Raw genomic sequence first — 14,912 nt, 5'->3', positions numbered from 1 at the left:
TTTTCATTTCTCTTTGTTCTATTCTGTTTCTCTTTTAATATTCGCTAGAAACAGGTGCAATTACCCATAAAATCAAGTAAGCAAGTACCCCTGCCCCATAACAAAAGGCAAGAACCCCCCAAATCACACGGACAATAGTGGGGTCAATATCAAAATAGTGGGCTACACCTGCGCAAACGCCTCCAATTTTTTGGTCTCTACCACTTCTCATAAATCTTTTTGCCATATTTTATTCTCCTATATTTTTACTAATCTCTCCAGTAGTCTCGCATACTGGACAACTGTTTTTTAGACGCCTTCAGAATGCGTTTAGATTCTTTTACAGGTGCGCTGACTGCTTGTTGAGGGAGATATAAAATGGTCTTTAGAAAACGTTGACTCATTGGTTCTCCGTCAAGCAATTCTTGTTCAAAATTATTTGAAATAATAGCATCAAGATAAAACTCATGAACTCGTTTCCCAAAATTCTCAGCCGAAATCTCATACAACTTGTCAGATAATTTTTGCTCATCCATATCTGGAGTGGCGATCAAAGCCTCCAAAATGGCACCTGCAAGCTCCTGCTCTCCATAGTAGAGGGTTCCAAACATTTTGTCACTGATCAAATTATCCAGATAAGGATTGCCATGAGCGATGACAGGAGTTCCACTGGCTAGACTCTCTAGATAAGTCAAACCTTGGGTTTCACTAGTGGATGCAGAGATAAAGAAATCTGCCGCCTTGTAGTACAGGGCTGTTTCACTTGGGGCAATCATTCCAGAAAAAATCACCTGATCTTGAATTTGCAATTTGATTGCTTGTTCTTTCAGACTGTCCAAATAAGGACCGTCACCAGCAACAACCAGTTTCACCTTGTCTTCTTCTTTCAAAACCTGTGCAAAGGCGACTAGAACAGCTTGGATATTCTTCTCAAAGGAGATACGAGAAAGACTCAGTAACATTTTCTCGTCTTCTTTAATCCCAAGTTTAGATCGAAGGGAAGCTAAATTCTCTTCTTTAATCTCTGGTCGTTCGAATTTAGCTAGCTCAATACCAGTTGGGATAACCCGCTTTTCAACCTTGACTTTGTACTTAGATAGCAGGTCCCGAACAATCTCACTAGGACAAATCACTCCATCAACATCGTGAAGGAAGCCCCGTACCAGATATTTTACCATACTTGGCCGAATCAGCATCCCCTTCGCAATATAATGCACATAATCTTCGTACTGAGTGTGGTAGGTATGAATAACAGGAATTTTCAATTCTCGCGCAATCCAAATCCCTAGCAAACCTAGTGAAAACTCTGTTTGCGTATGAATGATATCTAGCTGATACTGTTTGGCAATTTCAAGTGCCTTTGTAAATCCACGATAAGCAAAACGTCGATCCTTAAATGCAAAGAAGGGAACACTCGGAATTCGGATAATTTGCCAATCCTCGTAGCGGTTCACATCCTTATCTGTTGTTGTAAAGATAAAAACTGCATGTCCTTGCTTTTCAAGCTCTGTCTTTAAGGTTCGAATACTAGTCGCAACCCCAGAAACCTGAGGGAAATAAGTGTCAGTAAATAAACCAATTCGCATAAATTACCTCACTTTTTTGCCCAAAGCCGCCTGCTCCCGATAGAACTTCAACCAAATTTCCAGTAAATGCTCCTCGGAATACTCTTTAGAAATCTCTCTAGCTTTTTCTTTTAAGTCTTTCAACTTTTCAGGATGATTTTTGTATTCGAGAATAACTTCTTTCATCTCTGAAACATCACTTGTAGCACGATAGTTCCCTTCAAGAATAACCTTGTATAGATCTAAATCCCTCAACATAATCGGTGCTTCACAACTAGCTGCTTCTAAGATAGTCATGGGGAATAATTCGTTGTAACTTGGTAGCAAGAAGAGATCCGCTAAAGCGTAGAGTTCTCGCATTCGCTCTGGAGAAACAATACCTGGGAAAATTAGATTTTTAGGTGGATTCTCCATGATTTTTTTATAGCGTTCATAACCATCTGTCATCCCACCAAATGAAAAACCACCAGCCCAGATAAATGTAATTTCTGGCAATTCCTCCGCAAGGCGGATAAAGTCATCAATTCCTTTACGTTTCTGAACCTGACCTGCACCGACAACAACAAACTGATCTTCGGCTAAATCCATTTCCTGACGAAGTTTTGCTACTTGGTCAGCTGGCAGTGGATGCCATTTTTCCTTATTTACAAAGTTTGGAATATAGGTTACTTTTTCACGTGGAATACCAGCAGCTACTAAATCCTCGATAAACATGGGATTGACCACCACCAAGTGTTCCATTCGGTTGTAAAATGAAAAAACATAGCGTTTGATAATTCCCTTTAAGAAAAATGGAATTTTCAAACTCCCCTCAAGCGTATCAGGCAAAAAATGCACATAGCCAATTTTTCTCCCAGATCGCTTCTTTTGGAATGTAGATAAATAATAAGGGAAATCAATGGTGTGAAAATGAGTTACATCTGCCTCTACAGGAAGATTCTCCGTAACAATCAACTGGTCTTTGGCATCGCGGTGAAGGAGACTAACCAATTCTCGATAAGCTCCTGACACTCCTTGACCAGCCACTTTTTCACTTGAACTTAGCATATTAATACGCAATTTTTCGTTTTCCATACCTTTCATTATACCATTTTATTTCTAGAAAATCAGCAAAAGAAAGAAGAGACCAAAGGAAAAAGGATAAAATTACCTTATTTTCCAATCGTCTCTCTCATTTTTCTTAGTCTTTATTTAATTCCTAGGGCGATACGTGCGTATCGGCTCATTTTTTCAACCGTCCAAGCTGGATACCAGACCAATTTGACCTCGGTATTGGTTACCTCAGGCACCTCTGTCATCGCATCGTGTATCTGGTCTGTCAAAAGGTCAGCCAGTGGGCAGCCCATAGTTGTCAAGGTCATATCAATTTCAGTGTGACCTGTTTCACCATCAAAACGAATTTCATAAATCAAACCTAGATTAACAATATCAATCCCCAACTCAGGGTCAATTACTTCTTCCAAGGCATTTAAAATGCGTGTTTTGATCGTTTCAATTTGCTCTTCTGTATAAGCCATGTTATTCCTCACTCTTAGTCTTCAATAAAATCACGAAGCGGTTTGCTGCGACTTGGTTGGCGCAATTTTCTCAAAGCCTTAGCCTCAATCTGACGGATACGCTCACGAGTCACGTTAAAGACTTTCCCAACATCTTCAAGAGTGCGCATTTTCCCATCGTCTAGGCCGAAGCGCAAGCGCAAGACGTTTTCTTCACGGTCTGTAAGAGTATCCAAAACCTCATCCAACTGCTCACGCAAAACGATACGAGTCGTGTAGTCTACTGGATTTTCAATCACTTCGTCTTCGATAAAGTCCCCAAGATGGCTATCGTCCTCTTCACCGATCGGTGTTTCAAGAGATACTGGTTCTTGGGCGATTTTCAAGATTTCACGGACCTTGTCAGGTGTCATATCCATACGCTCAGCAATTTGTTCAGGTGTCGGATCTTGTCCCAATTCTTGAAGGAGATTTCGCTGTTCACGGACAAGCTTGTTAATCGTTTCCACCATGTGGACAGGGATACGAATGGTACGTGCCTGATCAGCGATGGCACGGGTAATCGCCTGACGAATCCACCAGGTTGCATACGTAGAAAACTTGAATCCTTTTGAATAGTCAAACTTGTCCACGGCCTTCATCAAGCCCATGTTTCCTTCTTGGATCAAGTCAAGAAACTGCATGCCACGCCCTACGTAGCGCTTAGCGATAGAAACCACCAAACGAAGGTTGGCTTCGGCAAGACGTTGTTTGGCTTCAATATCACCAGCCTCAACAGCTAGGGCCAATTCCTTTTCTTCTTCGTTGGTCAAGAGAGGAACAACCCCGATTTCCTTCAAATACATACGGACTGGATCATTAACCTTGGCTGAAGTTGAGCCAATCAAGTCCTCATCACTGAGTTCTGGTTCTTCTTCTGCACTAAGCACACGCGCACTTGGATTTCCCTCGTTATCTGTGATGGAAATCCCAGCATCCTGAATCCGTTGCAAAAGGTCTTCAATACCGTCTGCATCTAGGGTAAAAGGAATAACCAGACTTGAATTGATTTCGTCATCTGTTGCTGTTCCTGTTTTTTTGTGGTTACGGATAAAGTCTGCTACTTGCACGTCAAATGTGGTTACTTCTTTTTGTTTTGTTACCATTATTACTCCATTCTTCTCTTTTGGGAAATCAATCGTTGCAATTCTTCCAAGGCAGTGTCTGTATCTCCTACATGACTAGCTTCTTGCACTTTCTTTTTAATTCGTAAGTTGTCCTTGCTGAGGAGGGCACGGTTTCGAGTCGCTTCGACTTCAGAAAGTTCTTCAGGCGACATCTCAGCTGGCAAATCTAGACCAAGAACATGGTACCAAGCATTTTCAACTTCAGGTGTCTGATGAGAAAGCTCCTCTGAGCCGATTTCTCCCTGCTTACTTAATAATTCGTAAAGAATCTGAAATTCTGGGGTATCAAAGAAAAAATCTTCTCTTAATCGATAATCATTCAAAACAACTGGGTTCTCAGCCATCCTATAGAGGAGATGAGCCTCTGCTCTCATGACTGCTGTCAGTTGCCGCGTCACAGGTAAACTAATCGCTGCTGGAGGTTGCTCCTCTTTAACTCTTTCCTGCCTCTGAACAATCCGACTTTCATTTACAATCTGCTCCACCTGCTGGTAATCAAAAGAAGGTAGATTATCTGCTAGAATGTGGATATAAGAATTCTGGGCAGTGATAGACTTTTCTTTGGCAATTAAGGGCGCAATCTTTTCAATGAACTCAATTTGCGCCTGCAAGTTATCACTATTTTCTGGCTTGAGTTGGTGAATATAGAACTCTATGGGACTAATCCGAGTCTTGGTTAAAAGGTAGGCCAGGTCTTCAGCAGAATTCTTTTGCAAATACTCATCTGGGTCCATGGCATCAGGTACTCGAACGACCTCCACTGAGAAATCATTTAATTCTTCCAGAGCTTTGGCTGTCGCTGCCTGTCCTGCCTTGTCACCATCATAGCTGAGAACTATCTTTTTGGTGAAGCGTTTGAGGTGATCAACATGCTCCTTGCTTAAGGCTGTTCCCATGGAAGCCACAGCATTTTCTATACCAGCACGGTAGGCCGCGATAACATCCATGAAGCCTTCCATCAGATAGAGTTCTGTGATCTTACCTGTTCCCTTTTTTGCCTTATCCAAATGATACAATTCGTAACTCTTGTTAAAAATTGCAGTCGAGCGACTATTTTTATATTTGGCAGTCTGACTATCCGTTTCTTGCCAGATACGACCAGAAAAGGCAATAACCTGCCCCTTGTCATTGGTCAAAGGAAAGATAATACGTCCGAAAAAGGTATCCAAGAACTGATTGTCATCAGACAAATAAAACAGCCCCGAATCCAATAAATCCTTTTCCTCAAACTTGTCAGCTAAACGTTGATAGAGATAGGTTCTCTCGGCTGGAGCCAGTCCAATCTGGAAGTGCTTCAGAACATCATCTGTCAATCCGCGTTTGTAGAGATAAGCCCTTGCTTCTTCTCCCATCTTGGTTGTCATGAGGATGGCATGGTAAAAGCGTGCGGCTTCTTCATGCATATCATATAGAGCTTGATGAGGGGAAGCCTGTTGAGGACGAGACTGTATAGGCATAGCTAGTTGAATACCGACGCGCTCACCTAAGAGCTGAACGGCTTCCATAAAGGACACACCTTGGTATTCTTCGATGAACTTAAAGACATCTCCTGAGCGCCCACATCCAAAACAGTGATAAAACTGCTTGTCTTCCACAACGTTGAAAGAGGGGGTCTTTTCACCATGAAAAGGACAGAGCCCCAAATAGTTCCGTCCAGCCTTTTGTAAAGAAATCACTTCTCCTATGATTTCGACAATATTGGTATTGTTTTTGATCTCTTCGATGACTCTCTTGTCAACCATAGACAATACCTCCATTTTATCACAGTTTACTTTATATAGTATACTTTATTTCTGAAAAAAAGTAAACCATTTCATACCTTTTGCATGAGACTATTTCATAAGTTTCCAGCTATCATGAAAAACTGTATCTTCTGAGCAAATTTTCTACTCTTTGCAAAGAAATTAAAGACTATTTCACTTGATTTTCGAGGTTATTTTTCAATATCCTGCTAATATACTGACCATCTTTTCTACTAATGCAAGCCGTTGCATAAGTCAATGGTGCTTTGTATACCACTCCTCTATAGGATGGATCAGTCAATATAGGCATAGAATAATAGGCGTTCTTTTTATTTTTAAGGTCAATAAACCATTTACCTCCTAGGTGCTTACGGAAGGTTTCACCGATATAAACGGTCAAATAATCCAACATCTTTCGGTCTGCTATCAAAGCATGGTGGTCATCGTAGTGAGCCAAGATCCAAGCCTCCAAATCATCCAAAGACTGCATGCTATAGTCTAAATGAAGGCCTTGTTCCTCAGCAAACTCCCTAGTAAAATAGTCCATCTTAAATCCAATTTGAAAAATCCATTCTTGAAAATCTTCTTGTGTGTAAGCCATATTTTTATCTCCTTACTTTTATCAATGTTTAAGATTCTTATACTGATTATACTCCAAAGTAAAACTGATGAATAGGAAAAAACAGTAATATTTAAAATTCACCAAAAAACTTAGAAGCAAAAGCCTACTTCTAAGTTTTTAAGGATGCTTGATTTAAAAATTATCTACTCAAAAAGTTGATAGTAATCGGAAATTTTCATCTTGGCTTTTTCATCCTTATTCAAATCTTGGATGATTTGTCCATCTTTCATAACGATCAAGCGATTTCCATACTTGAGAGCATCTTCCATATGGTGAGTAATCATCAAGGCTGTCAGATGATCCTTGCTGACAAAGTCATCTGTTAGTTCCATCAAGGCCACACTTGTTTTTGGGTCAAGAGCTGCTGTGTGTTCATCCAACAAGAGCAACTCTGGTCGCTTCAAGGTTGCCATCAAGAGACTCAAGGCCTGACGTTGTCCACCTGATAGAAACTCAATCGGAGTATCTAGATGCTTTTCAAGACCATTTCCCACTTTTTCAATGGTAGCCTGAAACTCTTCCCTATGGCTTGAAAGTCTTCTAGGAAGGAGTCCTCTCTTCTCACCACGAAACTTGGCAATCAAGAGATTTTCCGCCACCGTCATACGGGGAGCCGTACCCATCTTAGGATCCTGAAAGACACGAGACAAGTACTTAGCCCGCTTTTCAGGTGAAAAATGCGTCACGTCCTCGCCCATGATACGGATACTTCCACTTGTTAAAGGTAAGGTACCTGCAATAGTGTTAAAAAGTGTTGACTTTCCAGCTCCATTCCCTCCTAGGATGGTAATAAAATCATGTTCAAAAATTTCAAGAGAAACATCATTCAGAATGATTTTTTCCTCATCAAAGCCATTTGTGATGACTTTGGTAGCATTTTTTAATTCTACAATTGCTGTCATTTGCTAAACTTGACTCCTTTCAAGTATTTGCTTTTGAAGGTTGGAATCATAAGGCAAACTGCCAAAATCAAGGCGCTGTATAAACGAAGATAACTTGTGTTAAATCCAAGAGCAATCACTCCCCAGACGAGGAACTGATAGGCGATAGAGCCAACGACGATGGTCATGAGGCGCTCTGCCAGAGTCAAACTCTTAAACAATACCTCACCAATAATCAAGCTAGCAAGACCAACTACGATAACCCCGATACCTCGTGAAACATCCGCATATCCTTCTTGTTGAGCAATTAAGGCCCCTGCAAGCGCGATAATCCCATTTGAGAGAACCAAGCCCATGAGTTCCATACGTCCAGTATTGATACCAAAACTACGAGCCATATCAGGATTATCACCTGTAGCGATGTAGGCTTGACCTAGTTTAGTATCAAGGAAAAAGAGCATGAGACCAATAACAAGAGCAACAAAGATTAATCCAGTCAGGAGTTGATTAAGGTCCGAATCAAAAGGCAAGACATCCTGAATTTGCTTGGTTCCAAGAAGCCCCAGATTGGCACGTCCCATGATCATGAGCATGATGGAATGGCAGGAAGTCATGACCAAAATCCCTGATAAGAGGGTTGGGATTTTTCCTTTGGTATATAAGAGACCTGTCGCCATTCCAGCTAGACAGCCCGCCCCTACTGCAGCTAAGGTTGCTAAAAACGGATTGACTCCCTGTGTTATCAAGGTTACAGCTACTGCTCCCCCAAGAGGAAAAGAGCCTTCAGTAGTCATATCTGGAAAATTCAAAATTCGAAAAGTCATAAAGATTCCCAAACCTAAAATCGCCCAGACCATTCCCTGAGAAATAATGGATACTATCATAATCTTTCACTCATTTCTTTCTTTAGTAAAAATGGGAGGAGATGTCCCCAACTCCTCCTTTATCTTTATTCAATCACTTGTCCTGCTGCTTTTAGGACGGACTCAGGAATGGTGATACCAAGTTCCTGCGCTAGTTTTTTGTTAATCACTGACTTACCAGTTGAGAAGACATTAACTGGCGTATCAGCTGGTTTTTCACCTTTCAAAACTTTGGCAATCATTTTACCAGTAGCCACTCCAAGATCGTGTTGGTCAACTACTACAGATGCTAATCCACCTGCTTCTACCATGGCAGTGGCACTTGGGTAGATTGGCTTTTTAGCTGTTTGGTTGCTTGAAACAACTGTTGAGAATGCGGATGCAATGGTGTTGTCAATTGGAACCCAGATTGCATCGACCTTGCTTGTCATTACATTAACTGTTGAAGCAATTTCGTTAGTTGATGGAACGGCAAATGTTTCGACTGTCAAACCTGCTTTTTCAGCATAAGCCTTGAATTCTTCTACCTGTGTTTTTGAGTTATCTTCGCTACTTGAGTAAAGAGCGCCGATTGTTTTGACATTTGGTGTCAAAGTTTTAATCAATTCCACTTGTTGTTCAGCTGGGTTGTGGTCTGACACCCCTGTGATGTTGCCACCTGGTTTTTTCAAATCTTTGACCAAGTTAGCACCGATCGGGTCTGTAATAGCAGCCATAATAACAGGTAGGTCTTTTGTAGCACTAGCAAGTCCTTGAGCAGCTGGTGTTGCAATCCCAACAACAACATCGTTTCCATTTGCTACCAATTGTTTACTCATGGTTGCAACCTTGCTCTGATCACCTTCAGAGTTCATAAAGTCGATTTTTACTTGGTCGTCCTTATAGCCTTCTTCAGCTAGTCCATCTTGAATTCCTTGGTAAATCAAGTCCAAGGATGGGTGACTAACAAATTGAAGGACACCAACCTTAGCAACCTTTTGCTCTTCCTTAGCTACTGGCTTGTTCATAGATGAATAAATCAAGCTAGCCACCACCAATACTGCTAATCCAGCAATAATTCCAATTAATCGTTTATTTTTCATATTTTTTCTCCTTTAAATCACTTGTACTATACTCTTTTCACTTAAAACAAGCGACGCCATCGTTTAAATTCCATCAGTTTCCTCCAACAAAAAAGTCCTCACACAAAAAACTTGTGTGAGGACGTCGATGCGCGGTGCCACCTCAATTATAGGGAATATCCCTATCGCTCTTTCTCGCAATCACGAGTTGCACTGTAAGGTGTGCTCACCGAATTTTTATGATTTCAAATTCTTAAGTACATTCAGCCCAATTTTCATCACTTTCATTTATCTGTTTCCACCAACCACAGATTCTCTAAAAAATGAGTATGATTACTTTCTGAATATTTAAATTATATCATTTTTCAACTACTTGTCAAGCTTATTTTTAGAATTTTTTAAACAATTCAAAAACTTCCCCTTGAAAAAAGAGGAAGTTTGTAGATATCAGCCTGAATTACGTAAACCAGTTGCAATTCCGTTAATAGTTGTATGGATCAGTTTTTCTTCGTCTGCCGACAATTCGCCGCGACGTTGACGTTTGATCAACTCCAACTGGATGTAGTTCAGGATATTAAAGTAAGGCATACGATAGTTTAGGCTGTCTTTTAGGTAAGAGTTTTCTGCCAAGAGTTCGTCATAACCTTCGATAGCTAAAATAACGTCCTTAGTCAACTGCCATTCATCTAAAATAGTGTAGTAGATAGCCTGCACTTCTTTATCTTCACAGAGCTTGGCATATTCGAAGGCAATGTTCATGTTAGACTTAGATAAGACCATGTCCACATTAGAGAGCAGAGATTGGAAGAAAGGCCAGTTTTGGTACATATCACGAAGGATCTCAATATTATCAGGATCTTGATCAATAAACTCTTTGAAGCTTGAACCCACGCCATACCATCCAGGGAACATGACACGACTTTGTGACCATGAGAAGACCCAAGGGATAGCACGCAAACCGCCGATTTCAGTGATGGTCTTACGAGCTGCTGGACGCGAACCGATATTGAAGCTTGAAATAGCTTTGATTGGGCTTGATTCAAAGAAATAGTCATAGAAATGTTCATTTCCAAAGACCAAATCACGGTAGATATCGTAGCTGCGGTCCACTACTTGATCCATGATAGCTTCATAACGATTTGATGTGTTAGTATCACTCTTCTTCTTTGTAATCATACGGTTAATAGCTGCAGAAACCAACATTTCAAGGTTATAATAGGCAGCGTCTTTGTTTCCGTATTTGTTTCCAATCACTTCTCCCTGCTCAGTCAGACGGATGCGGTCCTTAATAGACTTGAGTGGTTGGGATGTGATAGCTTCATAAGTTGGTCCACCACCACGACCCACAGTACCACCACGACCATGGAAGAAGGTAACTTTAACACCAAATTCGTCACCGATAGCAGTCAGTTGCTGTTGCGCTTTATATAGAGTCCAACATGATGACAGGTAACCACCGTCTTTGTTGCTATCAGAGTAGCCTAGCATGATTTCTTGGTAGTTGTCCTTTGAAGCAATCCATTTTTTAGCCAAAGGAAGAGAGAAATATCTTCTCATGGTTTCTTCTGAGTGATCCAAATCTTCAATCGTTTCAAAGAGGGGAACAATCTGAACGCGGGCTTTTTGAGCATCTACCAAGCCGACTTCCTTAAGCATAATTGCAAGTTCTAGCATATCGGATACACTTGTTGCGTGAGAGATGATGGTTTGACGGATGACGTTTTCACCTAATTTATCCTTCAACTTGCGAGCGGCTTTAAAGATAGAAAGTTCTTTCTCAAGTAGTTCTGACTTTTCAGCATGAGTTGCTGAGAGGATACGAGGATCTTCTTCCAACTCTTTTAAGAGGAGGGCACATTTTTCGTCTTCAGATAGATCGCTATAGTGGTCGTTGATCCCCGCGGATGCTAACAATTCTGCCACACAAGCTTCATGAACACTAGAATCTTGGCGCATGTCGATAGAGGCAAGATAGAAGCCAAAGATTTCAACCGCCTGCATCAACTCGACAAATTCTCCTGAAATCAGGTACTCACCTTTGTTCTCTAATAGAGAATCTCGGATGGCTAACAAGTCTTGGTAGAATTCATCTGCAGTGGCATATCTAGGTTGAAGATCCTTGTCTTCAATAAGATAAGCCTTGGTTGCCTGCATCTTAGCTTGGATGTCAAAGAGAGCACGACGATAGAGTTCTTTTTCACGATAAATCGAGTTGTCCTGAGACTTCAGCGCCATCTCACGAACCTTGTCACTGACATTCACGATGCTGGTTGAAAGTGAAAATTCACGATAAAGGTTATAAATCTTCTCATCGTAGTAGTTCATGATGACTTCGCACTGAGTCAAGGCTGATTTGTTGAGGGTTTCCGCTGTTACGAAAGGATTTCCATCACGGTCTCCTCCGATCCACATCCCCATTGTAATCGGTTTTGGATGTTGGAGTTCGATACCTTGTTCCTTAGCTAGTTTCTTATACTCAGCCGTCAAACGTGGAACAGCATTCAAGAAAGAACTCTGATAGTACTCCATCACGTTGGTGATTTCGTTGGTTACCTTCAATTTCTTCTCGCGAATCATATCCGTTTGCATGATAATTTCAATGTAACGACGGAGATCTGTGTGCCATTTTTCTTTATTAATCAAGCCGAGTTTGACATCACGGTACTTCCGTAAGAGTGTATGGATATGATTGGTTAAGTCCAGCATACTCTTGCGTTGTACTTGAGTCGGGTGGGCAGTCAAAACTGGAACTACATTCAGCTGCTCCAAAATTGTAGCCGCGTTTTCTTTTTCAGCCACCATCTTAATGGTTGTTGACAGTTTTCCTAGATAGTCTTGGTCCACATTATTTTGGTGATTGATCTCATAAGCCAAATCCACATCTTCAGAGATATTGATCAAGAGTGGAAGGATTGAGAAATAGCGAGAAATATAGATCATTTCCTCGTTTGAAAGGCTGGTCACCAATTTATTAAGTCCTTGATAGTTTTCGCTTGTAGACAAGTCCTTCAACCGCATGATTTTATCAAAAGTCTCAGGCGCAAGCATATTTTTTGTGATGTCTTCTAATAGCTCTGTCAAAATCAAGACTTCTTCTTGGACGACGGCTTTATTGCTATAGTTTTCTAATTTTTGAAGTGACATAAACTTTCCTTTCCATTCAATCCTTATAGAGTAACAGAAGTTTGACCTTCATATTCTCTGATAAGTTTGGCACGTTTTTCACTAGCATCGATATTTAGTACAAAGGCAATGGCTACAGATAAGACTAGGAGACTATTCCCTCCTTGTGAAAGGAAGGGGAAGGTTACCCCTGTAGAAGGAATCAAACCGGAAATTCCACCGATATTGACAAAGACCTGAACCAGAATCATCCCCCCGACACCGATAGCAACCATAGAGTTAAAGGGATCCTTAGCTCGAATACCGACTAAGATAATTCTCAAAATCAAGAAGAAGAGGAGTGCCAAAATCATACCCGCTCCTACAAATCCAAATTCCTCGATGACAATCGAAAAGACGAAATCCGTATGTGCTTCTGGCAAATAACCACGTTTTTCGATAGAATTTCCTAGTCCAAGTCCAAACCAGCCACCATTCACCATGGCATAGTAAGAATTTGCAAGCTGGTGTCCAGCGCCTGCCAAGTCATTAAAAGGATTAAAGAAGGCACTGAAACGTTTGGCAACGTAACCAAATACCGGAATTTGAGAAAACTTCTCAACGCCAACAAGACGAATGACAGACAAGACTAAAATGGAACTTCCTGCTAAGAGAGTTAGAATAGTCGAGAACCAACGATAGGCAATTCCACTGACAGTGTACATAAGCAGCGACACCAAGACCAGAATAGTCGCATTTCCCAAGTCAGGGAAAATTCCCAAACTACCAATCAAAACCAGTAAAACGAAACGCCAGTCGTTAAAAGCTCGAGGTAACCACTGATTCTGAGTCAAGACTTGGAAGTCGTAAACAGCTATCTCATCTTGCTGTTTTGAGAATCGATGGGCTAGGTACCAAATAATGATAATCTTAAGGTACTCCGCAGGCTGAATCGTTACAGGTCCTACAGAAATCCAACCGTAAGCACCATTGACTGGTGTTCCAATTAGCCGAGCCAAAGCTAGGAGAATCATCTCTACAAACATAACGATAAAAATCAAGCGTTCATTTCTTAAAAACCCAAGTTTCAGTTTATAAATTAAGGCAATCAAAACCAAACTAACTCCCCAAAACATTCCTTGGTTCCGAGCTAACTGAAGAGCACTTTTTCCTTCTTGGATCAAGGTAGCACTCGTCGTTGAGTAAACAACAATTAGACCCAAAATCGATAAAAGGAGGTAAGGAATCAAAATGGAATAGTTCAATAGGTGCCTTTTACTAATTTTCATATGTCACCACTCTAATAGAAACAGAGAAAACTGTTCCTAATTCCGTTTTATTTTCTAGTTTTGATTGCTATTATACCATTTTTTCAGAAAGAAAAAAACTCTTATCCTCCAATCCTTCGAATTTTGCTCCTTGGACTAAATTGATTAGTAAAAAATACAAACTTTAAAACAAAGTTTGTATTTTCTTTTTTATTCTGCTGATGAGCTGCTGCTTGAGTTTGAGTCGGCACCACCAACGTATTGGGCAAAGATATTTTGGAAAACAGGATCTTTCACTTTAATATTGGCAGCTTGGAATTCTTTTCCGATAACGCTCTGAACGAAAGATGAATCGTTTTGTTTCTGAGCCAGGATGACCGTTTTCAATTTTTCTTTGTAGTCATCTAGGTTTGATGATTTTTCTGTTTTCTTGGTTAGCTTAATAATGTAGTATTGGGTACTGTAGGCTTGTGTTCCGGTCGCTGTGATAACATCAGAGACACCATTCACATCCAAGGCAAAGGCCGCCTTCTTGACTTGTTCTGGAAGTTCTGTAGAAGCAGAGTCAAAAGTGATTTCGCCACCATTTTCTTTTGTCTTGTCATCATTTGAGTTGTCTTTTACCAACTGGGCAAAGTCAGCTCCTTCTGCTTTTGCTTTTTCAAGCACTTCTTTGGCCTTGTCTTCATTATCCATACGGATGATCTGAGCTGTTACATCTGGTGTATAAGACTCAAAAGCTTTTTGGTAAGCTTCGTCAGTCAATTCACTCTCTGCGGCTTTTTTAACTGCCAATTCGACCAATTTGCTGGTGCGAATTTGAGCTTTACGAGTCTCAGGAGTCATACCCGCACGTTGAAGTACGCTGTTGTAGCTATCGCCGTATTTCTTTTGTTCCTCAGCAACGGCATCATCCACCTCTTTGTCAGTCACTTCTGAACCATATTGTTTTTCAAATACTTTTTGGATGGTCATATTAAGCAAGACTTGTTGCGCAGTTGGATTGTTTTTGACTTGTTCATAAAATTGGTGTTCAGTGACGACATCACCCTTCATGCTGATGAGATCAGCTCCTTCAGAACTTTTTGAACAAGCAGCCAAAGTCGCTACAGATAATAAGGTAATGGCTCCTGCCAATAGTTTTTTCTTCATGTTTACTCCTTTTAT

13 protein-coding genes and 1 other annotated feature are annotated in these 14,912 nt (G+C 40.8%); all 13 genes read right to left on the bottom strand.

Annotated features, from left to right (window positions below):
• Positions 1-34: 34 nt before the first annotated feature.
• On the bottom strand, positions 35-226 hold the full coding sequence (locus tag D8854_RS00450; RefSeq protein ID WP_068981976.1) for a PspC domain-containing protein: 192 nt from the start codon (positions 224-226) through the stop codon (positions 35-37).
• Positions 227-248: 22 nt separating this feature from the next.
• Positions 249-1,565, bottom strand: coding sequence for a glycosyltransferase family 4 protein (locus tag D8854_RS00445; protein WP_038806168.1), 1,317 nt, complete (start codon positions 1,563-1,565; stop codon positions 249-251).
• Positions 1,566-1,568: 3 nt separating this feature from the next.
• A complete protein-coding gene (locus D8854_RS00440; RefSeq protein WP_398575002.1) occupies positions 1,569-2,627 on the bottom strand; it encodes a glycosyltransferase family 4 protein in 1,059 nt (352 codons plus the stop codon).
• 104 nt (positions 2,628-2,731) lie between these two features.
• Positions 2,732-3,061, bottom strand: a complete 330-nt coding sequence (locus D8854_RS00435) for a metal-sulfur cluster assembly factor (protein WP_000331932.1) — start codon at positions 3,059-3,061, stop codon at positions 2,732-2,734.
• A 14-nt stretch (positions 3,062-3,075) separates the two neighbouring features.
• The gene (gene rpoD / locus D8854_RS00430; RefSeq protein ID WP_125448923.1) at positions 3,076-4,185 is read right to left on the bottom strand and encodes an RNA polymerase sigma factor RpoD; all 1,110 of its coding nucleotides are present in this window, start codon (positions 4,183-4,185) and stop codon (positions 3,076-3,078) included.
• Positions 4,186-4,187: 2 nt separating this feature from the next.
• Positions 4,188-5,948, bottom strand: coding sequence for a DNA primase (dnaG, locus tag D8854_RS00425; protein ID WP_125448921.1), 1,761 nt, complete (start codon positions 5,946-5,948; stop codon positions 4,188-4,190).
• Between the two features lie 169 nt (positions 5,949-6,117).
• The gene (locus D8854_RS00420; RefSeq protein ID WP_125448919.1) at positions 6,118-6,549 is read right to left on the bottom strand and encodes a hypothetical protein; all 432 of its coding nucleotides are present in this window, start codon (positions 6,547-6,549) and stop codon (positions 6,118-6,120) included.
• 164 nt (positions 6,550-6,713) lie between these two features.
• On the bottom strand, positions 6,714-7,472 hold the full coding sequence (locus D8854_RS00415) for an ABC transporter ATP-binding protein (protein WP_125448917.1): 759 nt from the start codon (positions 7,470-7,472) through the stop codon (positions 6,714-6,716).
• On the bottom strand, positions 7,469-8,335 hold the full coding sequence (locus D8854_RS00410; RefSeq protein ID WP_000637255.1) for an ABC transporter permease: 867 nt from the start codon (positions 8,333-8,335) through the stop codon (positions 7,469-7,471). The genes D8854_RS00415 and D8854_RS00410 overlap by 4 nt, the downstream gene beginning before the upstream one ends.
• Before the next feature lie 65 nt (positions 8,336-8,400).
• On the bottom strand, positions 8,401-9,396 hold the full coding sequence (gene trpX / locus D8854_RS00405; RefSeq protein ID WP_125448915.1) for a tryptophan ABC transporter substrate-binding protein: 996 nt from the start codon (positions 9,394-9,396) through the stop codon (positions 8,401-8,403).
• 114 nt (positions 9,397-9,510) lie between these two features.
• Positions 9,511-9,727, bottom strand: a binding site (T-box leader).
• 95 nt (positions 9,728-9,822) lie between these two features.
• Positions 9,823-12,519 (bottom strand): phosphoenolpyruvate carboxylase, encoded by a 2,697-nt coding sequence (ppc, locus tag D8854_RS00400; RefSeq protein ID WP_125448913.1) that lies wholly within the window; start codon positions 12,517-12,519, stop codon positions 9,823-9,825.
• A gap of 23 nt (positions 12,520-12,542) precedes the next feature.
• Positions 12,543-13,766: a cell division peptidoglycan polymerase FtsW gene (gene ftsW / locus D8854_RS00395; protein ID WP_125448911.1), complete on the bottom strand. Its 1,224-nt coding sequence runs from the start codon at positions 13,764-13,766 to the stop codon at positions 12,543-12,545.
• Between the two features lie 189 nt (positions 13,767-13,955).
• Entirely contained in the window at positions 13,956-14,897 is a 942-nt protein-coding gene (gene prsA, locus D8854_RS00390; protein WP_125448910.1) for a peptidylprolyl isomerase PrsA, read from the bottom strand.
• Positions 14,898-14,912 lie beyond the last annotated feature (15 nt).

The organism is Streptococcus mitis, from assembly GCF_003943905.1.
In the GTDB taxonomy this organism is placed as follows: domain Bacteria; phylum Bacillota; class Bacilli; order Lactobacillales; family Streptococcaceae; genus Streptococcus; species Streptococcus mitis_BC.
The sequence above is the reverse complement of the archived record's forward strand: the minus strand, read 5'-3'. Positions and strand labels throughout refer to the sequence as shown.

Coding starts and splice junctions, on each gene's coding strand:
- D8854_RS00450 (WP_068981976.1), bottom strand. CDS start 226: ATGGCAAAAAGATTTATGAGAAGTGGTAGAGACCAAAAAATTGGAGGC.
- D8854_RS00445 (WP_038806168.1), bottom strand. CDS start 1,565: ATGCGAATTGGTTTATTTACTGACACTTATTTCCCTCAGGTTTCTGGG.
- D8854_RS00440 (WP_398575002.1), bottom strand. CDS start 2,627: ATGAAAGGTATGGAAAACGAAAAATTGCGTATTAATATGCTAAGTTCA.
- D8854_RS00435 (WP_000331932.1), bottom strand. CDS start 3,061: ATGGCTTATACAGAAGAGCAAATTGAAACGATCAAAACACGCATTTTA.
- rpoD (WP_125448923.1), bottom strand. CDS start 4,185: ATGGTAACAAAACAAAAAGAAGTAACCACATTTGACGTGCAAGTAGCA.
- dnaG (WP_125448921.1), bottom strand. CDS start 5,948: ATGGTTGACAAGAGAGTCATCGAAGAGATCAAAAACAATACCAATATT.
- D8854_RS00420 (WP_125448919.1), bottom strand. CDS start 6,549: ATGGCTTACACACAAGAAGATTTTCAAGAATGGATTTTTCAAATTGGA.
- D8854_RS00415 (WP_125448917.1), bottom strand. CDS start 7,472: ATGACAGCAATTGTAGAATTAAAAAATGCTACCAAAGTCATCACAAAT.
- D8854_RS00410 (WP_000637255.1), bottom strand. CDS start 8,335: ATGATAGTATCCATTATTTCTCAGGGAATGGTCTGGGCGATTTTAGGT.
- trpX (WP_125448915.1), bottom strand. CDS start 9,396: ATGAAAAATAAACGATTAATTGGAATTATTGCTGGATTAGCAGTATTG.
- ppc (WP_125448913.1), bottom strand. CDS start 12,519: ATGTCACTTCAAAAATTAGAAAACTATAGCAATAAAGCCGTCGTCCAA.
- ftsW (WP_125448911.1), bottom strand. CDS start 13,766: ATGAAAATTAGTAAAAGGCACCTATTGAACTATTCCATTTTGATTCCT.
- prsA (WP_125448910.1), bottom strand. CDS start 14,897: ATGAAGAAAAAACTATTGGCAGGAGCCATTACCTTATTATCTGTAGCG.